Annotated in this window: 17 protein-coding genes; 11 read left to right on the plus strand and 6 right to left on the minus strand. The window is 53.7% G+C overall.

The window, feature by feature from the left end; translation table 11 throughout:
* The first annotated feature begins 762 nt into the window (after positions 1-762).
* Genes ACIP66_RS18410 through ACIP66_RS18450 form a run of 9 tightly spaced genes read left to right on the plus strand, consistent with a single transcriptional unit; the run spans position 763 to position 18,919 of the window.
* A complete protein-coding gene (locus ACIP66_RS18410) occupies positions 763-1,662 on the plus strand; it encodes a helix-turn-helix transcriptional regulator (protein WP_400649738.1) in 900 nt (299 codons plus the stop codon).
* A complete protein-coding gene (locus ACIP66_RS18415) occupies positions 1,655-6,940 on the plus strand; it encodes a DEAD/DEAH box helicase (protein WP_400649741.1) in 5,286 nt (1,761 codons plus the stop codon). The genes ACIP66_RS18410 and ACIP66_RS18415 overlap by 8 nt, the downstream gene beginning before the upstream one ends.
* Positions 6,937-9,714, plus strand: a complete 2,778-nt coding sequence (locus ACIP66_RS18420; RefSeq protein ID WP_400649744.1) for a helicase-related protein — start codon at positions 6,937-6,939, stop codon at positions 9,712-9,714. Before ACIP66_RS18415 ends, ACIP66_RS18420 begins: the two co-directional genes overlap by 4 nt.
* A 24-nt stretch (positions 9,715-9,738) precedes the next feature.
* The gene (locus tag ACIP66_RS18425) at positions 9,739-13,698 is read left to right on the plus strand and encodes an Eco57I restriction-modification methylase domain-containing protein (protein ID WP_400649746.1); all 3,960 of its coding nucleotides are present in this window, start codon (positions 9,739-9,741) and stop codon (positions 13,696-13,698) included.
* Entirely contained in the window at positions 13,698-15,044 is a 1,347-nt protein-coding gene (locus tag ACIP66_RS18430; RefSeq protein WP_400649749.1) for a DUF3696 domain-containing protein, read from the plus strand. Before ACIP66_RS18425 ends, ACIP66_RS18430 begins: the two co-directional genes overlap by 1 nt.
* The gene (locus ACIP66_RS18435; RefSeq protein WP_400649751.1) at positions 15,031-15,567 is read left to right on the plus strand and encodes a hypothetical protein; all 537 of its coding nucleotides are present in this window, start codon (positions 15,031-15,033) and stop codon (positions 15,565-15,567) included. Before ACIP66_RS18430 ends, ACIP66_RS18435 begins: the two co-directional genes overlap by 14 nt.
* Positions 15,564-16,265 (plus strand): RNA ligase family protein, encoded by a 702-nt coding sequence (locus ACIP66_RS18440; protein WP_395600580.1) that lies wholly within the window; start codon positions 15,564-15,566, stop codon positions 16,263-16,265. Before ACIP66_RS18435 ends, ACIP66_RS18440 begins: the two co-directional genes overlap by 4 nt.
* Positions 16,262-17,023 (plus strand): HNH endonuclease, encoded by a 762-nt coding sequence (locus tag ACIP66_RS18445; RefSeq protein ID WP_400649754.1) that lies wholly within the window; start codon positions 16,262-16,264, stop codon positions 17,021-17,023. Before ACIP66_RS18440 ends, ACIP66_RS18445 begins: the two co-directional genes overlap by 4 nt.
* A gap of 60 nt (positions 17,024-17,083) precedes the next feature.
* Positions 17,084-18,919, plus strand: coding sequence for a DUF262 domain-containing protein (locus ACIP66_RS18450; protein ID WP_400649757.1), 1,836 nt, complete (start codon positions 17,084-17,086; stop codon positions 18,917-18,919).
* A gap of 463 nt (positions 18,920-19,382) precedes the next feature.
* Here the strand turns inward: ACIP66_RS18450 and ACIP66_RS18455 are convergent, their stop codons facing one another.
* The 3 genes from ACIP66_RS18455 to ACIP66_RS18465 all read right to left on the minus strand — a co-directional run bounded on the left by ACIP66_RS18455 (position 19,383) and on the right by ACIP66_RS18465 (position 21,456).
* Positions 19,383-19,880 (minus strand): JAB domain-containing protein, encoded by a 498-nt coding sequence (locus ACIP66_RS18455; protein WP_400649759.1) that lies wholly within the window; start codon positions 19,878-19,880, stop codon positions 19,383-19,385.
* A gap of 131 nt (positions 19,881-20,011) precedes the next feature.
* The gene (locus tag ACIP66_RS18460) at positions 20,012-20,980 is read right to left on the minus strand and encodes a DUF932 domain-containing protein (protein ID WP_400649762.1); all 969 of its coding nucleotides are present in this window, start codon (positions 20,978-20,980) and stop codon (positions 20,012-20,014) included.
* A gap of 140 nt (positions 20,981-21,120) precedes the next feature.
* The gene (locus tag ACIP66_RS18465; protein WP_400649764.1) at positions 21,121-21,456 is read right to left on the minus strand and encodes a hypothetical protein; all 336 of its coding nucleotides are present in this window, start codon (positions 21,454-21,456) and stop codon (positions 21,121-21,123) included.
* A 536-nt stretch (positions 21,457-21,992) separates the two neighbouring features.
* On the opposite strand from ACIP66_RS18465, the gene ACIP66_RS18470 reads away from it, so the two are divergent.
* Both ACIP66_RS18470 and ACIP66_RS18475 read left to right on the plus strand, forming a co-directional pair.
* The gene (locus ACIP66_RS18470; RefSeq protein ID WP_073452056.1) at positions 21,993-22,223 is read left to right on the plus strand and encodes an AlpA family transcriptional regulator; all 231 of its coding nucleotides are present in this window, start codon (positions 21,993-21,995) and stop codon (positions 22,221-22,223) included.
* Positions 22,224-22,517: 294 nt separating this feature from the next.
* The gene (locus tag ACIP66_RS18475; RefSeq protein ID WP_400649767.1) at positions 22,518-23,615 is read left to right on the plus strand and encodes an inovirus-type Gp2 protein; all 1,098 of its coding nucleotides are present in this window, start codon (positions 22,518-22,520) and stop codon (positions 23,613-23,615) included.
* Between the two features lie 2 nt (positions 23,616-23,617).
* Here the strand turns inward: ACIP66_RS18475 and ACIP66_RS18480 are convergent, their stop codons facing one another.
* Genes ACIP66_RS18480 through ACIP66_RS18490 form a run of 3 tightly spaced genes read right to left on the minus strand, consistent with a single transcriptional unit; the run spans position 23,618 to position 25,780 of the window.
* Entirely contained in the window at positions 23,618-23,932 is a 315-nt protein-coding gene (locus tag ACIP66_RS18480; protein WP_400649769.1) for a hypothetical protein, read from the minus strand.
* A complete protein-coding gene (locus ACIP66_RS18485) occupies positions 23,877-24,491 on the minus strand; it encodes a hypothetical protein (RefSeq protein WP_400649772.1) in 615 nt (204 codons plus the stop codon). The genes ACIP66_RS18480 and ACIP66_RS18485 overlap by 56 nt, the downstream gene beginning before the upstream one ends.
* A 59-nt stretch (positions 24,492-24,550) precedes the next feature.
* On the minus strand, positions 24,551-25,780 hold the full coding sequence (locus ACIP66_RS18490; RefSeq protein ID WP_400649774.1) for a tyrosine-type recombinase/integrase: 1,230 nt from the start codon (positions 25,778-25,780) through the stop codon (positions 24,551-24,553).
* Positions 25,781-25,924: the final 144 nt, after the last annotated feature.

A 25,924-nucleotide genomic window follows, 5' to 3' on the forward strand; every position in this document is an offset into this window, starting at 1 on the left:
CCGATGGTAGTGTGGGGTTTCCCCATGTGAGAGTAGGTCATCGTCAAGATTAAATTTCGAAACCCCAATTGCGAAAGCAGTTGGGGTTTTGTTTTGCCCACAGGAAAGTCACCGAAAGAGTTTTTAACAAGACAATGGACAGCCGCCACCCAGCGCGCCGCAACCTGACAGGCCGAAGTGAGCTAGCAGCGAGGGAATTAACAGGTGAGTGTCTTTCTGGCAGGCATTAAAAAGCCGGCTTGTGGGCGGCGTTATTATTGCTGTTGTGCCTTGTTTTACTAGGTGTCGTTTAGCTTTTTGTTCTTGTCCCCCCATTTGTCCCCCCATGCGCGCGTTGCGTAGCTTGACGGTTAGACGCAATGGGTGGTTTTTGCAGTTCGGAACGAATTGAGCTCTGTCGGGAATCTTCCGAAGCAGTGTTACGGGTGACCGTGCAGATCGAGTGACTAGCTACTGATAGTGGTTTATTTCCAGAGTATCTGAATCACTGGCGACCATCTGGTTTCGCTCAGTTCGCAGATTACCCACGCGGTGTATCTACTCGTTGTGGACACATTTCGCAAATTTCGAGCGTGGTGAATACGCAATCGAGTTCAGGGCCACCTCTCTATACAACTGTAGAGCGCTTAGCATTAGCTTGTGATAATCCATATAGAAAGGCATCATGTCATCATATTGATGACATTACCTGTTTAACAATGAACAATCAAAATTCCAATTCCGGTCTTATTGTCGTTTTTCGTGGATGAGGGGCGTCTGACCATGCATTCCCAGCTTGTTGAGAGCCTGAGCTACGCCCAGCGGGAGCGGCTCGCCTACATCGACTTTCGGCTCTATTTCATGGGAGAGATCGGTCGTCCCGATTTGGCAGGCCGCTTTGGGGTGGCTCCAGCGGGCGCAACCCGGGATCTGGCCCTCTATCGAGAGATAGCCCCGCAAAACATCGAGTTCGACGGCAGTAGCAAGATTTATCGGATCGCCAGGGGCTTCGTACCGATCTTTGAGCACGCCCCTCAGCGTGTGCTGTCGTCGATCTCTTGGGGGGGTGGTGGTTTGAGCGGCGAATTACAGTCGATGCTACCGTGTGAATCACCCACTGTCTTGGGCAACCCGCGATTGGACGTCTTAGCTCCAATCTGTCGGGCTATTCATGCCAAGCGACCTGTAGCTATCCGGTATCACTCAATGAGCAGTGGAGAGTCCGAGCGGGTGATCGTGCCCTTTGCGCTTGTAGACACCGGAGTGCGCTTGCACATTCGCGCCTTTGACCGCAAGAGCGGTGAGTTCCGTGACTTTTTCGTGACGCGGATTGAAGCCCCCAAGCTGCTCAACGAAGAACCTAAAGCGAACGAACGCCCGGACAACGATATCCAGTGGACTCGGATCGTGGAGCTGGATTTGGTACCTCACCCGCGCTTGAGCTGTCCCGAGATCATCCGGATGGACTACGGGATGCAGGAAGGTTCGATACGAATACGCGTTCGCGCTGCAATCGCTGGTTACATGCTGCTGCGTTGGAGTGTCGATGCCTCGCCTGACCACAGCTTGCAAGGCGATGAGTACAGGCTTTGGCTGAAGGACTACCTGGCGTTGTATGGCGTCAAGAATGCCGTACTAGCACCCGGCTACGCTCCCCACGGGAAGGACAGTATCAATGAATAACGTATTTGGCTTTCGCGATCAGCTCATCAGCGAATACAGCTCGTTTTCACGAAGCTTTTCCCGAATCGCTGCGCAAGACATCAGGGATGAGGTGGAGCGGCAGTATGCGGATGGGCGTTACTGGCCAGAGCCCCTCGTACAGATCAATCCGAACTATCAGCGCAAAGGTTCAGTGCAGCAGCTTGTGGCAGAGGGGATACTTCACGATGCCTGTGCCAATCTTTTTCAGGTTGGAAAAGCGGAAGGGAATCCCCATCCATTGCATCTCTATGCCCATCAGTTGCAAGCACTCGCCAAGGGCCAGGCCAAGCAAAGCTATGTCGTTACAACCGGCACTGGTTCCGGCAAATCGCTGTCTTTCTTCATTCCGGTCATTGATCGAATTTTGAAAGCCAAAGACCAGGAAAAAGCTGCACGCACCCGCGCCATCGTTATCTACCCGATGAATGCCTTGGCGAACAGCCAGCTCGAAGAGCTCGACAAATTTCTTCATGGCTATCCGGATGGACAACAACCCTTCACGGTTGCCCGTTATACAGGGCAAGAGTCAAAAGCAGCGCGTGACGCTATTGCAGGTAATCCGCCAGATATACTACTTACCAACTTCATGATGCTGGAACTGATCCTTACACGCTTCGACGCGGTAGATCGGCGGGTGGTCGATCACTGTCAGGGGCTGGAATTTTTGATCCTAGACGAGCTTCACACCTACCGTGGGCGCCAGGGGGCTGATGTGGCCTTACTGGTGCGCCGTTTGCGTGAGCGCCTGCAGGCGGATGAACTTGTTTGCATCGGCACATCCGCCACGATGTCTAGCACTGGAAGCTTGGCGGATCGAAACAAAACTGTGTCCGAGGTTGCCAGCAAGATTTTTGGAGCGCGCATAAGCGAGCAGGACATTATCGGAGAAACGTTGGAGCGCGTGACCGATCCGCTAAAAGATGTCGCGGCTGTGAAGTCTGATTTAGCGGATATGGTAGCTCGCTCTGAGTTTTCTTGGAAAAACTTTGACGCGTTTCGGGTTGATCCGCTGTCGATCTGGGTCGAATTACGTCTCGGCATTGAACTGCCTGACAACGAGCCGCCGCGTCGGGCAAAGCCGATGACAATCCAAGCAGCCAGTGAACAACTGGCGAACGATGCGGGTTGTGCGATCGATGTGGCGCGCAATGGTTTGCAGCGCTTTCTGTTGGCGGCACATGAAGTTAAAACCCCGCAGGGGCGGCCGCCATTCGCGTTCAAACTTCACCAGTTCATCAGCGGTCCTGGAAAGGTACTTGCTACTCTTGAAGCACAAAGTGTTCGTCATATCACTTTAGATGCGCAGCGTTTCGCGCCAGGTCGTCAGGAGGAAGGCGCTCAACTCTATCCTGTGCACTTTTGCCGGGATTGCGGTCAAGAGTATCTGCCGGTTTGGCAGTCTAAGCGGGCACCCACGAGCTACACCCCGCGCGAAATCGATGATATTACGGCAGACGATAACGAAGACGTCTTTTACGGATTTCTATGCCCTGCAACTTCCAATATGCCCTATCGAGGTGATATTGAAGACCTGCCTGAGACCTGGCTGGATTTGAGCCGCGATACACCCAAGATCAAACAAAATTACAAAAGGGCCGTACCTTATAGTGTCAGCATTGATGTACAAGGAAACGAGGGCTATGGCGAATCGTTCTGGTATATCCCAGGAAAGTTTCGCTTCTGTCTGAAATGTGGTCAATTGCATGAAGCACATGGCAAAGACATCAACCGTTTGGCCAGTCTTTCAGGTGAAGGGCGATCCTCTGCCACAACGATTCTGACTCTGACTGCACTACGCCAACTCTTCAACGATACAGAGCCTGCAAGCGGCCAACCTGATCCGCGCAAATTGCTTGGCTTTACCGACAACCGCCAGGACGCAGCGTTACAGGCCGGCCACTTCAACGACTTCGTTTTTTTGCTGACCTTGCGCGCAGGTCTTATTGGCGCTCTGCAGAACAGTAACGGGGAGCTAAGTGAAGAGCAGTTGGCTGATGCAGTGTTCAAGGCGCTCGGCTTTGATCGGTTGGACGAAGCTACGCTGGTCGAATATCTACGCACCCCCAAGCTCATGGGCCTTGCTCGACAGGAAGCTCAGCGCAGCCTGCGCTACATCATCGGTTACCGTTTGCTACGCGATCTGCGGCGTGGCTGGCGATTCAATAACCCAAACCTGGATCAACTGGGTTTGCTGATGATTAGTTATCGCGGTCTGGATGAATTTTGTTCCGATACTGCTGCGTTTGGTAAAAGTGGTGCGTTGGGGCAATTGAATGCCGCACACCGGGCAAGTTTGTGTCGGCTTCTTTTTGACACGATGCGTCGCGGGTTGTGCCTGGAGACTCGCTATCTCGATCCGGTCGAGCAAGACAAGGCCCGAACCAGCGCCTTCGCTTATCTCAATGAGCGTTGGGCTTTTGCGCCTGACGAGTTGTTGGAAACCGCCAAATACCTGATTCTCGGTAAGCGGCCGGAATACCGGGGCAAACCTAGAACAGATCTAGTGACAGGCGGGCCTCGTTCACGCCTGCTTCGCGACATCAAAACCGCTTCCTTCTGGAAAGAAACTGCCTTCGCCGGTCAAGTCACAAGCTGGAAAGACCCAGAGTGGGTCGAACTGGTGGAGGCGCTCCTACAAGCGGCTGCGCTCTACGGCTATGTCCAGAAGCATTCGATTGATCAAAAGCTAATAGGTTGGCGCCTAAATGCCGCGGCGTTGGATTGGTGTTTGCCAGAAGATTTTTTGCAGGCGGGGGACTCGCGCTCCAATCAGTTCTTCCGTGCGCTGTATCTGAACATCGCGGATTTGTTGCGCCAAACGAGCCATCCGCTGTTCGATTTTGAAGCGCAGGAACATACCGCTCAGGTGGATGCTGGACGCCGTCAATTACTGGAGCAACGTTTCCGCTACACGGACAAGGACCGCAAGGACTGGGCCGACAACCCCGCGCACGAAGCTCCGCTGGAGCGTCTGCCAATCATGTTCTGCTCGCCCACCATGGAGCTGGGTGTCGACATTTCATCACTGAATACCGTGTATCTGCGCAATGTTCCGCCAACCCCAGCCAATTATGCCCAGCGCAGTGGGCGTGCCGGTCGATCTGGTCAACAAGCCCTGGTGATCACCTATTGCGCCTCGTTGAGCCCGCATGATCAGTGGTTTTTCCATCATGCCAATGAAATGGTGCATGGCATCGTCCGCGCACCTACGCTAGATCTGGCCAATCGAGATCTGATCGAGAGCCATTTGCAGGCGGTCTGGCTGGCAAACGCCCACATTGCACTCGATGTCAGCATCGCTCCGATGCTCGACCTTGACCGACCGGGAAAACCGCTGATCAAGTCCTACCACGATGCACTAAATGATCCGGCAGTCACACAGCGTGCCCAGGCCAGTGCAGCTCGCGTTATTGCGCAGTTGCACCAGGAGCTCTCGGGCAGCGACTGGTTTTCAGCGGACTATGTGCAGAAGGTGATTGAGGGGGCGCCTCAGGCATTCTCCAATGCCCTTGAACGCTGGCGCGTCTTGTTCGATGCCACGCGAACACAAATGAACATGGCCGACCAGATCGTCAAAAGCCATACCGCGTCGCACAGTGAGCGCCAGAATGCACAGCGCCGCTATGGTGATGCGGCTCGACAATATGCCGTGTTGCTCAAGAACGGTAACACCCAGAACTCGGACTTCTACACTTACCGTTATCTGGCCAGCCAGGGTTTCCTGCCGGGCTACAACTTCCCACGCCTACCTTTGATGGCATGGATTCCCGCGCGCGGGGGGGGCGCCGGAAACGGTAAAGATGACGAGGGCAGCATGGTCAGTCGTCCGCGTTTTCTGGCCTTGTCGGAATTTGGCCCGCGTAGCCTAATCTATCACCAGGGGCGCATGTATCGTGTGGTACGCGCTAAGCTTAATGTGGGATCTGCCGATCATATCTCCGGCAACAGCCAGCTTGCTACTATCTCTTCGCTGGTCTGCAGCCAATGTGGTTATGGTCATTTGGGTGACATCAACGGCGCGCAGCCTTTGGTCAATCGCTGTGAGAACTGCGACGCTCTGTTGACTGAACATGACTGGGTGCGCGAGCTGTACCGCATTGAAACCGTAGAAACGGTCGCTGTCGAACGAATCTCCATCAATGATGAAGATCGTCAGCGCCAAGGTTTTGAGTTGCAAACCACCTACCGATTCTTGCCTGGGCCGGATGGAGTCATCCAGCAGCGTAAAGTCGAGGTCAGGCGCGGCGAGGAGGCTCTGGCCGAGTTAACCTATGCGCCAGCCGCTCGCTTGTGGCGCATCAATCGTGGCTGGCGCAGGCGCAAGAACAAAGAGCAACTGGGCTTTTACATAAACCCCATCACCGGCACCTGGAGCAAGCAGGACGAACCAGGCGGCAATGAAGAAGACGGTAAGGATGAGGCGCTGCTCGACAAAGCACCTAACCAGCGCATCGTTCCCTTCGTCGAGGACCATCGCAACCTGCTGATTCTCGCGCCCGCGCATGCCTTGTCAATCGAGGCCATGGCGACCTTACAGGCGGCACTCAAACGCGGCATCGAGATGACCTTCCAGATTGAAGAGTCCGAGCTCGTGGCCGAACCTTTGCCCAGAGCTGATGAACGTCGTGCGTTGATGTTTTATGAAGCAGCTGAAGGCGGCGCTGGGGTGCTAACCCGCATTGCTAGCGACCCAGCCAGCCTGGCACAGGTCGCCAGTAATGCACTCAAATTACTGCATCACAATACGCCGGAAGGTCCGTGGAAACTTGAAGACCTGCCCGCGCTGGAGCAAACCAATACGCTTGGTAATCGTATCTGCGAAGCAGGATGCTACCAATGCCTGCTGTCCTATTTTAATCAGCCCGACCACGAAAACATCAACCGCCGCAATGATGATGCGCTCAAGGTGCTGGTGGCGCTAGCCAATGCCGAAGTCAAACCCAGACAACACCAATCGCCCGTATCTCCAAGCGTGCCAATCGATGATCGCTTCAACCAATGGCGGCAAGCCTTGGCCGCCGCAGACCTGCGTCAACCAGATGCCGTGCAAGTGTCCGTCAATCAGGGAGCTGTGGTAGCCGCAGGCCAATACAAATCGGCCCGCGCTTTGGTGTTCCTTGATGACATTGATGCTGCCACTGCAGCCTTATTGGCCGACAAAGGCTGGCAAGTACTGAACTTCTCCGACCCATCGCAATGGAACGCGCAGTTTGCTGCTCATCCCGATGTGTTCGGCAAATATGAGAGAACACAATGACCCAGCTTGAACACGATTTCATGCCCGGGAACCTGGTTCGTGCCCGTGGGCGCGAATGGGTTGTGCAAAGCGAATCCCGCCGTGAATGGCTGCGCTTGCGCCCGCTCGGTGGCTCGGACGACGATACTATCGCACTTATTCCCGAGCTTGAACTTCAGCCAGTTGAGCCTGCCATCTTCCCATGGCCACAAGCAGAGCAAGCTGGCAACCACGCGGCAGCACTGTTGCTGCGAGATGCCTTGCGCCTAAAGTTGCGTGCTGGCGGCGGCCCGTTTCGCTCGTTCGGAAATATCGCCGTTGAGCCACGTGGCTATCAACTAGTGCCATTGTTGATGGCTCTTCGCCTGACAACGGTGCGCCTGTTGATTGCCGATGACGTCGGTGTAGGTAAAACCATCGAGGCCGGTTTGATTGCCCGTGAGCTAATGGATCGTGGTGAGATTGCCCGCCTGGCGGTGCTGTGTCCGCCGCACTTGGTGGAACAATGGCAAAGCGAGCTGGAAACACGCTTCAATTTGCATGCTATCGCGCTGACCTCAGCATCGGCCGCGCGTATTGAACGCGACATTCCCCATGGCGTCAGTTTGTTCGATCATTACCCCGTGGTGGTAGTGAGCCTGGATTACATTAAGAGCGAGCGCCATCGCGATCACTTTCTAGCGATTGCACCCGAGTGCGTAATTGTTGACGAAGCACACACCTGCGCCAGCAGCGGCGTGGGCAAGCAATTGCGCTTTGAACTGTTGCAGCGCTTGGTGAAAGACGAAGATCGTCACCTGATTATGCTCTCTGCCACACCGCATTCGGGTGACGAAACCGCGTTTTACAATCTTCTGTCATTACTCGATCCGCGCTTTATTGCCTTGCAGAATCGCTCTTCGGCCAGCGACCCTTTACGTCAGGAGTTGGCACGACATTTCGTCCAACGCCGCCGGAAGGATATCGCCGAATGGCAAATGGAGACCTGCGATGGCCGTGGCTTTCCGCGTCGCATGAAGACCGAAGTCACTTACCAACTCAGTGGGGATTGGGGCGCGTTTTTTGATTCGGTTCAGGACTATTGCCGCGAGTTGGCCGAAACTATCGAGCAGCAGGGTGAAGGCCGTGGCCGACTGATCTGGTATGCCACGCTCGCGTTGTTGCGTTGCGTCGCTTCATCACCCGCCGCCGCTGTCAAAGCACTGACCACCCGGCTGGAGGGTAGTGTCGAAGTGGAGAACCTGTTAACCGACGAGCGCCTGCATGATGGAAAGGCCGATAACCTCGACAGCAGCGACCTGGAACCGCCCGCGCAGCTGGAAGAGGCAAGCCGCTTGCAAGGCTTGATCCAAGAGGCCGAACGTCTCTCCGGGAAGGCAGGTGACCCTAAGTTGGCCGCGCTCATCCGGCATGTCGAGGAACTGGTGAAGGACGGCTACCACACCGTGGTGTTCTGCCGTTATATAGCCACGGCCCACTACGTAGCGGAACACCTGAGCAAAGCCTTTCCCAAGGCCACGGTCGAGTCCGTCACCGGTGAATACACCCCGGAAGAGCGGCGTGAGCGTGTTGACGCCATGGAAGAAGGCGAACCGCGCATTCTGGTTGCCACGGACTGCTTGTCCGAAGGTATCAATCTTCAGCATCTGTTCACGGCGGTGGTTCACTATGATTTGGCTTGGAACCCCACCCGTCATGAGCAGCGCGAAGGCCGCGTAGATCGTTTTGGCCAGCAGGCTGCAGAGGTGCGCTGCACTATGCTGTGGGGCCAAGACAACCCCGTTGATGGCTTTGTGCTGAACGTGATTCTACGCAAAGGCGAAACCATCCAGAAAGAGCTAGGTGTGCTGGTTCCCATGCCAGAAGACGAAGCTCGCATCAATCAGGCGCTGGTCAAAGCTGCGTTGATGCGCCGGTCAGATGCGTCAGTACCCTACACCCCAGACATGTTTGCAGAGGCCAATGTAGAACTGCAGCCACTCCAAGCCCAATGGCAGGACGCACTGGAAAAAGCCAAGGCAAACCGTACTGTATTTGCCCAGCGCCGTATCCGCCCTGATGAGGTGCTACCTGAATGGCTAAAGCAACAAGAAGCGCTCGGTACCCAGGCCGATGTACAACGCTTTGTACACAGCGCCTGCACCCGTCTCAATGCCCCTCTGGAGCCGGCGCGTAAACAGCAGTTTCGCTTTCTGCCACAGCATCTACCCGAAGCGTTGCGCCAGCGCCTGGCCGATGAAGGTATCATCAAACCCCTGCTGCTGAACTTCAACGAACTGCACCGTAGCCACCCCCTCGTCAGTGTGTTGGCTGAATACCTGCTAGAGACCAGTCTTGCCGGTGAATCAGGCATTGCTGCACGCTGCTCCGCGACAGTCACCGATGCTGTGGAGGTGGTTACTACCGTTTACCTGCTGCGTTTGCGCCATCAGTTGGGCTATGTGCGCCGTCGTGAACCGTTCCAGATGATGGCCGAAGAAACTGTGGCTCTGGCCGTAGCTGGTCGCAGCAATCCGCAATGGCTGCAAGGTGAGAGTGTGGCGCGGCTGCTGGAATGTACGCCCACCGGCAACCTACCGGTGGACGCCATGCAGCGCGAAATCCGTACTGCGCTGGACTTTATCGCCGCACATCCGCAGAAACTGCAAGCGCTGGCCGAACAACGCGCCCAAAGCCTGCTGGCCGACCATCAGCGCGTGCGTGAGGCAGCGCGCGATGTTGGCCAGTACAGCGTCAGTGCCTGCCTACCTGTGGATGTAATGGGCGTGTATGTGCTGCTGCCTGATGCACTGTAACGGGCAGTTACCAGAGATAGAAATATGAGAAAGCTGCATAAAACCCAAACCGTGCTCAACCTGCCCACGCTTACGCTGGAGGGCGGCTTGTTTTTGCCGGATCAATTGGAAAAAGCTGCACTCGGCAGCGCCAAGTGGCAAACAGAAGCCGACTACGGCACCCCTAAGGGGCTCAAGCTCCAAGACGACTACAGTCGTGCTTTCCAGATCGCTAATGCCCAGTGGAAGCACTTTACCACCCAGCTCGAACGGGCCGATGTGGATGCAGCAGCCCTCACCCACACGTTTGTACAAGAGCTGTTGCGCGATGTATTCGGTTACCCCGTACAGGCTTGCTCTGGCATCACGCTGGGCGAGCGGCGCTACCCCGTCAGCCTGTTGGCAGGCCATGTGCCGGTGGTGATAGCGCCACACACGCGGGAATTGCATGAGCCCGATGCACGATTTGCCATAGCAGGTTCTGGCGCTCGTAAAAAATCGGCCTTCATGCTGGCGCAAGAACTGCTTAACGCGAGCCCTGACCACTTGTGGGCGATAGTTTGTAACGGCAAACAATTGCGTCTACTGCGCGATGCAGCCACGCTTACGCGTCCAAGCTTCCTTGAGATCGACCTGCAAGACTTGCTCGGTGGTCAGCGTTACGCAGAGTTCGCCAATGTTTGGCGACTACTGCATGCCAGCCGTGCGACCGGCGAACCCGCCGAATACATCTGGGAGCGCTGGCGTGCCGCCGGGCAGGAGGAAGGCACCCGTGTACGCAACGGCCTACGTCTGGGCGTGACCGATGCACTACTGATATTAGGGGAAGGTTTTGTGCAACACCCGGCAAATAATGCCTTGCGCAACGCCTTGCACAACGGCGAGCTCAGCAAGGATGCCTATTTCCAGCAACTGCTGCGCTTGATATACCGGTTGATTTTCCTGTTTAGCGTCGAAGAGCGCGGACTATTGCACGACAAGGATGAAAGCAAAACCGCCCAAGTCGCGCGCCGCGCCTATGCTGAGGGGTATGCCGTTGCTCGCTTGCGCGAGCGGTGCCTCAAACGCCGCGCTCGCAACCGCTTTGATGACCACTGGCAAGCGTTACGCATTGTCTTCAAGGGCTTGAGCGAAGGCGAACCACGTTTGGCATTGCCCGCTCTCGGTGGCTTGTTTGCCGTCGACCAATGCCCGGCGCTGGATGCCGCTAATTTGGATAATGCGCATCTACTCGCCGCCATGCAAAATCTGCGTTGGGCCAGCCACAAGGGCGTACTCGCCCCTGTAGACTACCGCAACATGGGCCCCGAAGAGCTAGGCAGCGTCTACGAAAGCCTGCTCGAACTAGTGCCAGAGATCGACCTGCCCGCGCGTAAATTCGGGTTTGTCGGCTTGACCAGTGAGGGTAGTACTGCCGGTAACGCCCGCAAAATTAGTGGTAGCTACTACACGCCAGACTCGCTGGTTCAGGAGCTGATCGCGTCTGCGCTTGATCCGGTCATTGAGCAGCGTCTGGCCGCGCAGCCCGAATCGCCTATTGAAGCGCTGCTTGCCATCCGTGTGATCGATCCAGCTTGCGGCAGCGGTCACTTTCTGCTCGCGGCCGCTCGCCGTTTGGCCGAAAAGCTCGCCCAGCTGCGCGCCACCGATGGCGAGCAAACCGAACAGGACTTTCGACACGCCCTGCGTGAAGTGGTGAGCCGTTGCATTTTCGGCGTGGATCGTAACCCCATGGCCATTGAGCTGGCCCGCACCGCCTTGTGGCTGGAAGGCTATGAACAGGGAAGGCCGCTGGGCTTTCTCGACCACCACATGCAGGTGGGTGATGCACTGCTGGGGCTCACCGATCTAAAGGTGCTGGAGTTGGGCATTGCCAAAGACGCTTTCAAGCCGCTCTCTGGCGATGACAAGGAAGTGTGCAAGCAACTCGCCAAGACTAACGCCACCGCGCTCAAAGACTTGGATAAGAAGCGCAATGCCAGCGCCTTCGGCCAGCTCGATGTCGCCAGCGCCACTGGCAGTGGTCTGAGCCAATTGCAAGCGCTCGAAGCTCTGCCGGAAAACACCACCCGGCAGATCGCCACCAAGGAGGCCGCCTACCGGGCGTTCCTGGAACAAGCAAAAACCAGCCGCCTGGCGTACGCCGCCGATTTGCTGGTGGGCGCCTATCTGCTACCTAAACTCGCTGCATCGCAAGACGATATTCCCACCAGTGCCACGCTCTACCTCACCTTGCTAGGCGATTCACTGCCAACGCAACAACGGGGCGCATTGGCCGCAGCCCAGGCTGCATGTGTTGAAGCCCGCGTACTGCACTGGCCTTTGGCTTTTCCACAAGTGTTCGCCGTTGGCGGTTTTGATTGTGTATTGGGTAACCCGCCGTGGGAGCGCATCAAGCTGCAGGAAGAAGAATTCTTCGCCACTCGCCACCGTGATGTGGCGCAAGCCAAAAACAAGGCTGAGCGCAGCCAGCGCATCCAGTGGCTAGCCGAAGGCATGCTGGCCAAACACCTATTTTCGCAAATGGAGCATGCCCCGCAAGTATGCGAGGCCGAACAGCGCTTATACGCTGAATTCATCAGTGCCCGCCGCACGGCAGAAGCCGCCAGCGTTTTTGCGCATGTGAAGGGTGGCGATGGCGGGCGTTATCCACTTACCGGCGTGGGCGATGTAAATACTTACGCACTGTTTGCCGAGACCATCAGCCAGATTACCCACGTAGCGGGTCGCGCTGGTTTCCTCGTGCCCACCGGTATTGCCACCGATGACAGTACCAAGGCTTACTTCTCATACCTGACACAAAATGCACTGTTGGTGCGTTTGCAGGCGTTCGAGAATGAGGAATTTATTTTTCCTTCGGTTCACCATTCGTTCCGCTTTTGCATGCTTACCCTCGGCAAGTCGGATCAAGCCGAATTTGTTTTTTTTGCACGTCAGCCAAGTCAGATTCATGACCCACGTCGCCGATTTACTCTTACCCCCGACGAATTCCGGCTAATTAACCCCAACACGCTCACCTGTCCGGTGTTCCGCAGCGAGCGTGATGCATTGCTGACCCAAAAGCTCTACCGTGCAGCCCCGGTGTTGATTGATGACAATCGACCTGACGGCAACCCATGGGGCATCAGCTTTATGCGCATGCTGGACATGGCAAATGACAGCCATCTGTTTTCCGACGCCCCTGGCGAGGGACTACTTCCGTTGTACGAAGCCAAAATGATCAAACAGTATGATCATCGAGCTGGCTCGTACGAATCGCGAGTTGATGACAGAGGTTTTCGGGTTCTTCCTGAAACCCCGATTTATGCATATCAAAACCCTGATTTTTCAGTAGCGCCTTTTTATTATGTTCGGATTGTTGATGTAAAAGAGCGCGTGAACGGTTCTTGGGGGAAAAAGTGGTTTATTGGATTTAAGGATATTACGTCAGCAATCAGTGAACGGACGGTTATATCGACTGTTTTGCCATATTCGGGTGTTGGGCACACGATGCCTGTTATATTTAGCAATTGTAGCGATCAATTAATTTCTGCACTGTTGGCAAATTTAAATACGATGGTCCTCGACTACGTTGCGCGTCAGAAAGTTGGTGGTCTGCATCTTACGTATGGTTATCTGAAGCAGTTTCCGATATTGGCTCCAAAGAGTTATGAGAGTGCTGATTTGAACTTTATAAGTAAGCGAGTATTAGAGCTCACCTATACTGCTCACGACCTCGAACATTGGGCAAAAGACTTGGGCTATGAAGGTCCAACCTTCACATTCGATCTCGAACGCCGCGCCATCCTGCGTGCCGAGTTGGACGCTTACTACGCCAAACTTTATGGTCTCACCCGCGACGAGCTGCGCTACATTCTCGCCCCAGCCGACATCATGGGTGAGGACTACCCCTCGGAAACCTTCCGCGTGCTTAAGAATAGGGAGCAGAAAGAGTTTGGCGAGTACCGCACCAAGCGGTTGGTGCTGGAAGCATGGGATCGACTTGAATCAGGGGAGTTGCACTGATGCTGACGCACCTGAAACTGGAAAATTTCAAGATCTGGCGCAGCACGGGGCCCATCCGCCTTGCACCAATTACTTTGCTTCTCGGCACCAACTCTTCCGGCAAATCTAGCCTCATTCAGAGCCTGCTGCTGATCCGGCAAACGGTAAAGGGCGACGATCCTAATCTGGACCTCAATCTGGGCAATCCCGATGCCGACGATTCGGTCACGCTAGGGCAGTTCAAGGACGTGCTCTGCCATCATGGCGCCGCCAATGAAAGCACTTCCGGAACGCAGGTGGGTATTGAGTTTCGCTGGAGCGAGCATGGTCAGGCAGAGAACTCGAGCCTGTTTTCTGCGCGTTACAAAAAAGGGCCGGCCGGTAGTGCCGAACTGGAGTTTCTGCGTGTGGGGAAAGACGGGCAAGGCTTTAGCGTGCAGCGTCGCAAGCCAGGCATATACCGCCTGAGCTTGGCTACGCAGGCTAAGGCTTTGGGCCAAAGTGCAGATTTTCGGCCGGAGCGTTCATTTGCTTTTTCAGCGGCAGCGCTTAACAAGCTGGGTGTGCAGGCGGACTTGATCAAGCCGATTGGTCCAGCCCTGCTGGATGAGCTTGGCCGCATCATTTACCTAGGCCCGGTACGACGCTTGGCGCAACGCGACTATGTGTGGGCTGGCCGTATGCCTGCACACATCGGCGACGATGGGGCCAAGGCGGTTGATGTCTTGATCGCTAGCGGCGTAGCGCGCCAGTCTGCCCTCAAGCGCAAACAAGCATTGCCTGCCGACGCGCAACTATTCGAGAAAACGATTTATTGGCTGAAAGAGATGAATTTGGCTGATGGTCTTGCCATCCGCACATTGGGCGGTTCTGCACGCTATGAGTTGATAATCGAAAACGAGGGCCAGGCCAGCAACCTCAGAGACGTTGGCGTGGGTGTTTCGCAGGTCATCCCCGTCATCGTCGCGGCCCTGTTTGCTCAGCCTGGCCATATCGTCATAGTCGAAGAGCCAGAAAGCCATTTGCATCCGCTGGCGCAACGCAAGTTGGCCGAGTTGCTGGCACAGGTGAGCAAAGAGAGAAATGTTCAGTTCATCGTCGAGACTCACTCAGAGCATCTATTCCGACGCATGCAAACGCTGATCGCCAAACAGCAGATAACGCCCAAGGACGCGGCGATGTATTTCGTTGAACGGCAGGGTAAATCGGCGCGCATGCGGTCACTGGAGCTGGACGAATTCGGTCGCGTGAAAAACTGGCCAGACGCCTTCTTTGGCGATGCGTTGGGCGAGACCCGTGAGCAAACTGCATTGGCCATTCAGCACGCAAAGGAATTGAGGGCGAGGATTGCCAATGTATCTGGTTGATACCAATGTGATGCTGGCATCGAGCGCAGTGCATGAACTCTCGAATCATGCTGTGCGTGCCATGCCGCAGGAGATTGAGCTGCGCGAAATGATTTACGAGTGGCTTGCTGGCTTTGACCAGTCGGATCGCCGCATTGTTCTCGATGAAGAGGGATTAGTGCGGGATGAGTACGAACGAAACATGCCTTTCAACATGCACGGTCAGGAATACGGCATGCAGGTTTTACAAAATAAGCTGGATAAAAATCTGGTGGAGTATGTGCCCATCAATTCGCTTGAGGCCAACGGTGAGCACATTGCCGTGCTTGAGCATGCCCACGAAGTGTTGGTTACAGATCGAGAAGATCGCAAATGGGTCGCGTGCGCGTTAGCCGCGCAGGTTCTTTTCGACCAGGTACCACCCATTGCTTATGGTGCAGAAACAGACTGGTTCATTGCTGAGGCACAGCTGATGGGTATTGGTCTTCGTTTTCAGCGTCTGTTACCTGATGACTGGTACAACGCGCGAGTAGCCGCCGGATGACTGCCGATTTCTTCCGCTTCCCCCATACCCCGCACATCGCTTGGCTGGGCCAAAGCACTCCACGCGACGACAAGGTTCTGTCATCCAATGAGGTGACGGCAATGCTAGCGGGCGAGGTAATGGTGGAAGAAAAGCTCGATGGCGCGAACCTGGGCCTATCGCTTGCTCCCGACGGGCAACTGCGCGCGCAGAACCGGGGTCAGTATCTAGCAGAACCCCACGCTGGCCAATTTGCTCGTTTGCCAGCTTGGTTGGCCAAGCACAGCGCGACCCTGAGCACCGCAATGACATCGGATTTAATACTGTTTGGGGAATGGTGCGCAGCCCGACACTCACTGGACTATGTGGCGCTGCCGGATTGGTTCCTCTTGTTTGATGTGTATGACCGTGCAGCAGGCCGCTTTTGGAGTACGCCGCGCCGCAATGCACTGGCACGAGTGGCCGGTTTGGTCACGGTGCCGTCGGTGCTTTATGGCAAGATCACTGTTCCCTCCCTGATACAGCTTGTAGCCACCACACCCAGCCGTTATCGGTCAGGTGCGTTGGAAGGGGTGGTGATTCGCCGTGAATCGCCGGACTGGTGTGAAGCTCGCGCCAAGCTGGTCCGGCCCGACTTCACCCAGGCAATCGATACACACTGGCGTAAGCGGGCAATTGAATGGAACCGTATTGATTATTCATCAGGAATTCCAGAATGAACCCGCTGCAACGGACCCTCATCGAAAAAACCGGCAACGACTATGGTTTCGAGCATGTCCTGGTCTCGGACGGGAATGGTGTGACCTTGGCTTCGGCATGCCATCCCACTCGTGTGTTGGTTATCTTGGAGAATGGTGTTTATCAGGTGAGTTTTCAGGCGATGTCTCCAACATTGCTACCGGAATTGCAGCGCAGCTTTCCTCTGGCAGGTGTGGAGTCTGCTAGGTTTATGTTAACCACCGAGGCCGCACTGGCAGCCTTATTGCGCCGCGCGGCCAGCCTCTCCCGAGCGCTGCCCAGTCAGGCCGCTACCGACTACCAACAGGCGGTGGCTGCTGAGCTGGCGGAGTTACCTCCAGGCATTGCCGGCACTGAAGTCGAGCGTTTGGTGCGCCAACGCGTTGGGCAAAATAAGTTTCGTGATGCAATGCTGAACTACTGGGGCGGCGCGTGTGCGGTGACAGGTGTTGCCATCCTTGAGGTGTTGCGTGCCAGTCACGCGAAGCCTTGGGCAGAATGTGTATCGGATGCCGAGCGATTGGATGTATTCAACGGCTTTCTGCTCAGCGCCAATTTGGATGCCTTGTTTGACCGCTTTTTGATCAGCTTTGATGATCAGGGTGTGCTAGTGATCGCGCCTGCATTGGCGGGACTGGATCTGCTACGTCTTGGAGTTGTATCTGGAATGAAGCTGCGTTGGGTCAATTCACTGCACCTACCGTACTTAGCATTGCACCGCACCCGACTGCGGCAATGAGAATTTCCAGGTGTAAGTCGTTTGATCTGAACAGCACGATGTGAAGAATAAAGGAATAGTATGGCCCGTATAGAGAACCACAAATACAGTATCGAGGAAGCCTTCCGGGAGTGCTTCTACATTGTCCCAGACTACCAGCGTGAATATGTCTGGACGGACAAGGAAGTGCACCAGCTTCTTGAAGATATCAACGAGCAGATCGATGCGGGTTCGACGCGGGAATACTTCATCGGAACGGTCCTGGTTTCGCCGACTGATCAGAAAAATCACTACGAGGTGATCGACGGCCAGCAGCGTTTGACCACATTCTTCTTGCTGCTCTGTGCCCTGAAGCATGTGTTTCAGGGTGAGCCTCAGCGACAGACGGTCAGTGGTTTGATCTCTACCAGCTACACCGACAGCGACGGCGAGACGAGAACCAGTTTGAAGCTAGAGCCACGCTACGAAAATGCTGGTGAAGTTATGGCAAAACTGGTGGAGCTCGACACCGACCCGCAGGCTGTCCGTACTGGCATCCAAGCTGCTGGCATCGCCAGTTTTGGCTCGCTGGAAAATCTCATCAATGCATACGGAACGCTCTACCGGTATTTGATGGACAACTATGATGGCGCTATTAAGCTGAAGAAGTATTGGGGGTACCTAGCCAACAACGTGGTGTTTATCCAGATATCGACGGACGTGAGCAGTGCGCTGAAGATTTTCGAGACCATCAACGAACGTGGCGTTGGCCTGAACCCGATGGATTTGCTAAAGAACCTGCTGTTCACGCAGGTTAAACAGACTCAGTTCACTCAACTAAAAGACGAGTGGAAGAAGATCACCAAGCCGCTGGAAAAAGGAAAAGAGAAGCCACTGCGGTTCCTGCGCTATTTCTTGATGGCCAACTATGTCATCAAGAACGACCGTGGCGATGCTGTGGTACGGGAGGATGAGATCTACGACTGGTTCGTGGCCAAGGACAACGCTGCGTTGTGCGACTATGGCAACAAGCCTTTCGAGTTCGTACGCAAAGTTATTCGGAGCGTCGAACACTACCTGGCGTTCGCGAATGGGCTGGGCAACGACGGCAAGCCTAGTCTTATGATGGACAGCCTCAAACGGCTGGCAGGTGGTGCGTTCAGCTTGCACTACGTATTACTGCTGGCGGCGGCTGCCTTGCCAAAGCAGCTGTTCGAGCACTTTATCACTCAGCTAGAAAGTTTCCTGTTCTATTACATCTTCACCAAGACGCCGACCAAGGATCTAGAGCGGAGTTTCTCGTTGTGGGCGGACGAGTTGAGGACGATTGCGGGAGTTGTCGATCCGGCCAAGCAGCGAGTAGCGCTTAACGCGTTCGTAGCTGACCGCTTTGAGAACAATATGGCAGCAAAATCGCAGGAACTGTCCGATGCGCTGAAGCGCTTCTCTATGTACACGATGCAGCAATACCGGACGCGCTATCTGCTGGCTCGGTTGACCCAGCATGTCGACATGGCTTTCAGCGGTATCAAAACACCCGGCAGCCTGGAACCGTACACTAGACTCGAAATAGAGCACATTTTGCCGGGTACTCCAACCGCAGAGCTGCGGGAAAAATGGGCTACGGAAAACCCGAATGCTGTCTATGAGGACTATAAGAACCGGCTGGGCAATTTGGCCCTGCTGGAGAAGCCAATCAATATCGTGGCCGGGAATGACTTCTACACGGCGAAGCAGGCTGAGTACCGCAAGAGCAGCAATTATCTTACGCGAAGTCTGGTCGAGCTTACGAATGTCGGACAGAACACGTCCATCTCCAGGATCAATGAGAAATTGCAGGCGTTCCCCGCATGGGATGTAGCATCGATCGAGGCGCGGCACGGAATGCTCATGGCGTTGGCTCGAGATGTTTGGAAAACGGCTCCTATGGAGGTCTGATTAGGGAGTGCAATCACGGCGTGGAGTCCAAATACACATCGCGCCGATGAGCGCCGATTGCAAATTTGTCGGTGTGCGACTCGCGCAGCAATAAGTCCGAGTGATACTCGAGTAGAAGTCTTCCCAGGCGACAAAAGAAAAGAAAAAAAGCCAAAGCAGACAGAGCTCCCCAAAGGCTCTGTCTGCTTTATGCCGTTGACCTAATTCTGGGAGGCACGTGAGCACCCAGTGAAAGATAAGGCAGGCAATGCCTACTGCGATCAATATCGGCGGGAGCCGCAAGAACACGATTATAGTCAGCGCTGGGGCTGAAGCGCTTACTTACTAGTACGCCGCTGAATGCGAGAAGTGTGTTCAGGAAACTATAAATGCCATGAGAAACTCCTTGAATTAAGGTGATTTTGTTTTCGGTCGGAGTCGTAGTTGCTACTTGGTAGATAAGCATGCCAAGTGTAAGGCGTCCTTATAGATGTCCTCGTTCTGCTAGTGATACGCAGCCTTTATAACCAACTATCACATGATCCAAAATTCGAGTGCCAACCATGTTGAGGGCGTTTTTAAGCGGCGTGGTCAATGTGCGATCGGTCTGGCTGGGTTCTGGGTAGCTGGAGGGATTGTTATGTACCAGGATCACAGCCGCAGCGTTGTGTTCTAGTGCTATCTTAACCACTTCCCGTGGATGCACGCTGGCACTTTCCAGAGTGCCTCTGTAAAGCTCTCTGAAACCGATAACCCGGTGCTCGATATCGAGTAGTAACAAAGCAAAGACTTCGTAATCATGGAATTGCAGCAGCGTTTCTAGGTGGCTGAACACGAGCCTACGCTCGGTCAACGCCCGTCCTTTAGACAGACGATACATCCCGAGTTGTTGAGCCGTCTGCAGGATGTCGGCTTCGGTGATCGGCGATTCCATGACATGGGTATTGGGCGTTTCACCGACTTTGAGCTTGGGATATTTCATGCTGGTATTCCTATCCGAACGCGTAGAAGCACTGGAGGATGGGTGGCACAATTACTAGATGGGCGGGCGGGATTTAATGATTCCGAGCACCCTGCAGGCGAGAGCGCTCGGTAGTGATTTGGCTCGATGGTTCACGCAACGAGTTGTAAGGCTGCATCGAGTGCCTTCTGTTTGATAACTGCGCCTTGACCAAACCATGCCGAATCCATTCGATACTCAGAGCTCCTTGCGCGTCTTTCATGATCCACGTATTCAGTCACGGCGTTCAGCAAGCCCCATGCTGTTCCGCGAGCGGACGCCATATCAGATCCTCGACCTTTACCTTCGTATAGGCTTTGTACCTTCTCCATTGCTCGTTTGTTGGGCAGTACATTGGGAAAGGGGTCATGCGCGCTGGTGTCGCACAGCACCTCCATGAAGAAGCTTATGGCCTCAGTCCACTGAACCTTGCGTTCCGCGAGGGCTCGCATCTGATACATGAATTCGTCCCACTGCGAGACGGCGATACCTAGTTGTTTTTTTACTGCATGCGAATCAAAGCGCGTTCTGTGTGGAACCTTGATTGCGTGGGGGGCTTCGTTCAGTGAGATGGTCAGGGTGTTGTTGCACACCACGCGCACAGTAGTCGGAGTTGCGGTGGTGGCCAGTGTGCCGTCACAGGAGGTGGCTAACAGCAGATAGCCATTGACCTGATCGTTACCTTTCAAGGCAGTACCTTGCCCGGTACGGGCGAGAGCCCAGAACTTGCGACCGCCTTTAAGCACTCCAGCGGTTTCCAGCTCGTAACCGGAGACCTCGGTGAGATCCCGGTAGAACTCCAGCACCTCACGCGGCTGCACCACTTGATAGCGATTAGATACCACCGATAACGGTGCTTTGGTGTCGGAGCGGTACAGCACCTTCTGTTCCGGAAAGGAGTGGATCGAGCCCAGGGTGCCGATAGTGTCTGATTTGAAATGTACTGGGCTGTCCTGGATTTGCCAGTTCATGCCGGCTTCACGTTGCCAGACTTCGAGCGATTGTTTTTGCGTCAGGCGGTTGCCCAGACCATGCCAAGGGGTAGTGCCAACGTAGGCCATTTGTTCGACAAGATGAGCCATGGGAATAATTCCTTTTCATAGACGCACGACGAGACCGCTGAGCGTTCAGCAGGGATCAGTCGGCGTGCGGGATGGTATTGGATAGGGGTAGTGATGGATCAGCTGGGGCCAGCAGTTGCGTTTAGTGGGAGATGTGCAGCTCAAGCGGAATGACGGCTGCTAAATGACAGTCCACAGTTGAGACAACCGTAGTTGTCCAAAACCCGCTCATCGAAGACTTCGCCGAGTTTGGCGCCCGCGATGCAGCCGGTCGCCGCTCCGGCTAATCCGCCGAGAATGACCCCGGCCATACTGCCAGCAACGACACCTGCGGGACCGGCTACGACGCCGATGGCAGCGCCAAGCTCGGCACCGCCCAGAGCGGCTGTGACACCTTGGGCGGTGCCACCGACGGTGCCGATAAGGGCGCCGACTTTCCTGGCGAAATCCTTGGTGATGACAGCGCTGGAGTGACAGCGTGGGCATTGAGTGGTCATGTGCAGGGTTCCTGTCGAGAGTCGCGATGAAGGCATTACACGGGCATAGAGCTCATCAAGCAGGTCGCCTAGGCGATCCGCTTGAATGTTGAGCTGCCGAGTGTTGAGGGATGCTTGATGCACAGAGGTACAGGGTTGTGATGTATGACTGAAACTTTGTTGAATGGGTATTTTGATGAATTTTCAATCTCGGTTATGGCTCGAATTATGCTTGTGAGTGACGCTCTGGAATCTGTTCGGATCTTGCAGGACTGGCTCAGATCGGGTCGGACAAGATGAGGGAAAGACATTTTCTGCTGGTAATTGACATGAGAACTAAGTCGCTTGTCTGAGAACTAACTCTAGGACGGGCCAATGCGCGCACGCATGCACGTGCCTCCACACGCACGCACGCGCGAGGTAAACAGCAGTGGGCCCCCTTCTGGTGTGTTGACGCGTTTCTGTAAAACTTCTACGAAAGCACAGGTAATTTTCTGGGCGAGGGAATCCCTTTAGAGTAGTCCCGTCGCGTACCAACGTAGTCTGGAGCTTACGAAATGGCAGAAATCAGCACTACCCATCCCCGAGTTCTACGCCTCAAGCAGGTGCTCGATCGTGTGGGTTTGTCGCGTTCAACGATTTATGACCGGATGAACCCTGCGTCACCGCGCTACGACGACTCATTCCCCAAACCGATGAAAATTGGTAGTTCAGCGGTAGGCTGGTTGGAATCGAGCATTAACAAGTGGATTGAATCACTGGTTGATAATACTTTGAGAGGGAAGTGAGCTTAGAAGAAAAATTCAGGATAAGCCCGTCTAGAGGTAAGTTCTTCGCGTACTAACTTAAGAAAATGGTTGGGTTTGTTATGGCTCAATCTAGGCGGTGTGTTGAGTTTTATTTGTGGTATCTCTGGTCTGAAGCTGGTGTGTAGATATTGGTTTATATGTTATTAGGTAATAACTAGAGGATATTGAGTGGTTGTAGTTGTTTGGTGGTGTGTAAGGTGTTGAGTGATCAGTCTGAATGGCAGGTCGTAAGTGTGAGTAAAGTTTTATATTGATTATGGATGTGGTGGGGCTATGAGTTTTAATGAGTTGGAGTTTATCGATGCTTATAAGGAAAAGGCCATTGAGGAATTTTATGATCCAATAAAGGAGGCGGGGTTCTCGTGTTTTAGTGGGGACGGTATGCTGTTTGATTCTGTTAGTAGGATCATGAGGGCTGTAAGCGTGATGGAGAAGGCGACAGGAGATATATTTAGTGTGCCGTCGCTCAAGCATCGAGGTGAGATGGTGTTAAGTAAGGAAGAAAAGAGTATTGTGTTGGCGGTTACAATTAACTATGTTGAGCTTGAAAGAGGAATGGTTCTCTTTAAGGTGAATCCTTATGTTAGTGTCTTTTATGAGTGCTATAGAAAAATAAATCCTACAAGTCCATACATGTTGGAGAAGTCAGAGTTGCCTGAATGTTTTCATGGGCTAAATCGGTTTGTTGATGCGGTGAGAGAGTGTGTTTCTGGCGGGGCATTCAAGCGGGAAATGTCCGCGCATTTGCGGGCAGCTAATAAGAACTATTCGGGTCTGTTGAGTTACATAGATTCTTTGTTTGCGCGTTATTCTAGGCTGTTGGTTTTAAGAGTTGATTTCTCATACGGAAAGGGGAAGCTTGAAGTTGAAGATTATAGCCGGTCGAGTGATAGGTTGGACGCTCTAGGTATTGTTACGAAGCAAATTGTTCAGCATCGAATAGAGCTTATCGACTATCTGAAAAATAAGTGCCCTGATCTGGGGGTGGTGGGATATGTATGGAAACTTGAGTACGGCAGGGAGAAAGGCCATCATTACCACATGATGTTCTTTTTAGATGGGGCGAAGGTGCGGCAGGATATTGTCATTGCAAAGCTGATAGGTGAGTACTGGAATAATGTGATTACTCAGGGGAAGGGCGTTTATTATAACTGCAATGGAAACAAAGCTAGGTACAGGCACTGCGGTGTGGGGATGATTCACTACAGTGAGGCGGAAAAGTTGAGAAGTCTTAAAGAGATGGCGGCAATCTATCTTACGAAAGCGGATCGATATGTAAGTGCTTGCATGCCTGGGAACAATAGAACATTTGGTAAAGGGAACTCGCCAAAGGTGGGCGAGCGAACAGTGGGAAGGCCGCGAGAGTATTAATATCAATCAGTCAAGCTATTAAGAGCTGGAAAATTGGCGATCTTAACGGCAGCGGAAACGATAGGATCATTTTTTATCCAGCGTCTCAATGTCTTTTCGATGCTGGTCAGGGCAGGACGCCTTATGTTGTTTTTCGTTATGTGTTTTTTTATCTCGGGTAATATTGCTTTATATGCGTCTAGCTCTTGGCTCCAGCCTTCTTGCGGAGCTAGTGTATTAAGAAGCTCGCAAGCTTTTTGTTTAATGGCGAAGTAGTGCTCGTTACGAGCAATGCCTCCTTCTGCGGCGACTTCTGAGCGTGTTTTTATTTTTTTCATTGAAGAATCGTTGATCGCCTAGGTAAAGTGTGTATAAGCCGCCGAATAATATTTTTATTGCTGTATTGGCTCCTAAAATTTGGTGGTTTGCTATTGCGAGAGATATGCTCGAATAAGCATTTTTTATATGTTGGAAGGCAGCGATTTTTTCTTTTCCTAAAAATATGGTTAGTTTGTTTTTGAGTTTTTCCTTGTCTTCCTTGCAGTGTGGGCGTGTCTCTATATACTCTTTTAATATTTTATCAAGATTGACTTTGTTTTCGTGTGAGAGAGTTCTGCGAAGCAGCATGTATCGTTTGATTACTAATTCAAGCACCTCATTTGCTGCATTCTCTATGTTGAGACGGATTAAGTGCTTGTATTCGGGATAGTCCTCTAGGCTTGATAGGAAAGGTTTTTCTGTAGAGGTGGATTGTTCGATGATCAGCTCTAGTTGGGATTTAGGGGTTGCAACCCAATTATCGAAATCTAGAGAGATGTTTATGGTGGTGTGATTGGGTGCTTCGATGTCATTAGTTGTTCGTGTGGTGATTTTTATTTTGTTAGTTTGAATCTGCAAGATTTCGTCGTCCTTGAGTGGTCGTTGAGGCAGCTCCTTCGAAGGAGCTGCTTTTCTTTTTAAACTGGATTAGTGGTTCTTACATTATCAACCGTCGGCTTGCAGATAAAGTCAGCCCAATCTTTCATGAGCGCGCGTCGCTTGTCGAGGAAATCGGAGCGAGAGTAAGCTCCCTCAGTTTGGTCGCGTTCGTCATGTGCAAGTGCCATTTCACAAACTTCTCGTGGGTAGTGAGTGCACTCACCCGCCCAGTCACGAAATGAAGAGCGAAAACCGTGTCGAGTGATGTGTTCGTACTCCATGCTGTGCAGACGCGTGCGTATGGCATTTGTATGCATCACTCCTGACTTACCCTGGCCTGGGAACAGATAGGGGCTACCTTCAGTTCGTGGAATGCTTCGCATCAGCTTTATCACCTCCTCGGCCAGCGGGACGACAAATGCCACACGCATTTTCATGCGCTCGTCCGGAAGAGACCAAGTGCAAGCTTCCAAATCAAACTCATCCCAACGAGCGAACCTGACCATGTGGGCGCGTGCACTGGTCATGATCAGCAGTTGAGCGGCCCAAGACGGAGGTGTGGAGTTTGCCCTGAGCTTTATCATCAGCTCCGGCACATCCTGCCAACGCAAAGCTTCAAAGTGCTCACGCTTCCGAGCCTTCTTCTTTTCAGCACGGCTCAACAGATTGTCTAAATGGCCGCGCCAGCGAGCAGGGTTCTCACCTTGTCGTAGATTGCGTGCCTTGGCGGCATCCAGAACCTGCTCAATTTGCCCACGCACCTCGTCAGCGGTTCTGGTCTTGGTGGCCCAGATGGGTTGCAACACCTTAAGCACTTCGGGAGTGCCGATGTCTTCGGCGGACAGCTTGCCTATGTGATCAAACGCATACAGTTCTAGTTTTCGCAGCCAGCCTTTACGCCATTTCTCCGACCACGCCGCGCCGTGAGCATCACGGTATTCCGTTGCGAGCATCTCGAACTTCAACTGCTTGGCTTCGCTTGCACGTTGGGCTTCCCGTTGAGCTGCGCGCTCTATGTCTCTGGCTGCAAGGGGATCAATGCCATCGCTCAATTGGGTGCGTTTGGTGCTGGCATCTTGTCTGGCTTTCTTAAGGCTGACTTCAGGAAAGGAGCCCAAGCCCATCTCTCTGCGGCGGCCTGCCAGTTGGAAGCGAAGTAGCCAGGATTTGCGCCCGGTAGGTTTGACGACCAAGCGAAGCCCGTCACCATCTTCGTAGGTGCCAGGTTCGGTCAGGTTTTCGACTTGTTTCGGATTCAGCTTACCCATTGAATATCCCCTGTCGTCCCTTTTGTCCCCCCCACTTGTCCCCCCACTTCATCGTCGGATGAGGTCAAATGGCGTTGAACGCCATTGGACAGGGATGAGCCTGAAACGCCCGTGATAGCTAAGCTATCGGCAGGATTCTCGGAT

The sequence above is a fragment of the Pseudomonas sp. NPDC088429 genome, assembly GCF_044753305.1.
Classification (GTDB): Bacteria; Pseudomonadota; Gammaproteobacteria; order Pseudomonadales; family Pseudomonadaceae; genus Aquipseudomonas; species Aquipseudomonas rustica.

Bases quoted from the DNA above. Each gene is read 5' to 3' on its own strand.
- ACIP66_RS18455 (WP_400649759.1), bottom strand. From the start codon at position 19,880: ATGAAATATCCCAAGCTCAAAGTCGGTGAAACGCCCAATACCCATGTC.
- ACIP66_RS18420 (WP_400649744.1), top strand. From the start codon at position 6,937: ATGACCCAGCTTGAACACGATTTCATGCCCGGGAACCTGGTTCGTGCC.
- ACIP66_RS18430 (WP_400649749.1), top strand. From the start codon at position 13,698: ATGCTGACGCACCTGAAACTGGAAAATTTCAAGATCTGGCGCAGCACG.
- ACIP66_RS18475 (WP_400649767.1), top strand. From the start codon at position 22,518: ATGAGTTTTAATGAGTTGGAGTTTATCGATGCTTATAAGGAAAAGGCC.
- ACIP66_RS18440 (WP_395600580.1), top strand. From the start codon at position 15,564: ATGACTGCCGATTTCTTCCGCTTCCCCCATACCCCGCACATCGCTTGG.
- ACIP66_RS18450 (WP_400649757.1), top strand. From the start codon at position 17,084: ATGGCCCGTATAGAGAACCACAAATACAGTATCGAGGAAGCCTTCCGG.
- ACIP66_RS18445 (WP_400649754.1), top strand. From the start codon at position 16,262: ATGAACCCGCTGCAACGGACCCTCATCGAAAAAACCGGCAACGACTAT.
- ACIP66_RS18425 (WP_400649746.1), top strand. From the start codon at position 9,739: ATGAGAAAGCTGCATAAAACCCAAACCGTGCTCAACCTGCCCACGCTT.
- ACIP66_RS18470 (WP_073452056.1), top strand. From the start codon at position 21,993: ATGGCAGAAATCAGCACTACCCATCCCCGAGTTCTACGCCTCAAGCAG.
- ACIP66_RS18465 (WP_400649764.1), bottom strand. From the start codon at position 21,456: ATGACCACTCAATGCCCACGCTGTCACTCCAGCGCTGTCATCACCAAG.
- ACIP66_RS18415 (WP_400649741.1), top strand. From the start codon at position 1,655: ATGAATAACGTATTTGGCTTTCGCGATCAGCTCATCAGCGAATACAGC.
- ACIP66_RS18435 (WP_400649751.1), top strand. From the start codon at position 15,031: ATGTATCTGGTTGATACCAATGTGATGCTGGCATCGAGCGCAGTGCAT.
- ACIP66_RS18410 (WP_400649738.1), top strand. From the start codon at position 763: ATGCATTCCCAGCTTGTTGAGAGCCTGAGCTACGCCCAGCGGGAGCGG.
- ACIP66_RS18490 (WP_400649774.1), bottom strand. From the start codon at position 25,780: ATGGGTAAGCTGAATCCGAAACAAGTCGAAAACCTGACCGAACCTGGC.
- ACIP66_RS18480 (WP_400649769.1), bottom strand. From the start codon at position 23,932: ATGAAAAAAATAAAAACACGCTCAGAAGTCGCCGCAGAAGGAGGCATT.
- ACIP66_RS18460 (WP_400649762.1), bottom strand. From the start codon at position 20,980: ATGGCTCATCTTGTCGAACAAATGGCCTACGTTGGCACTACCCCTTGG.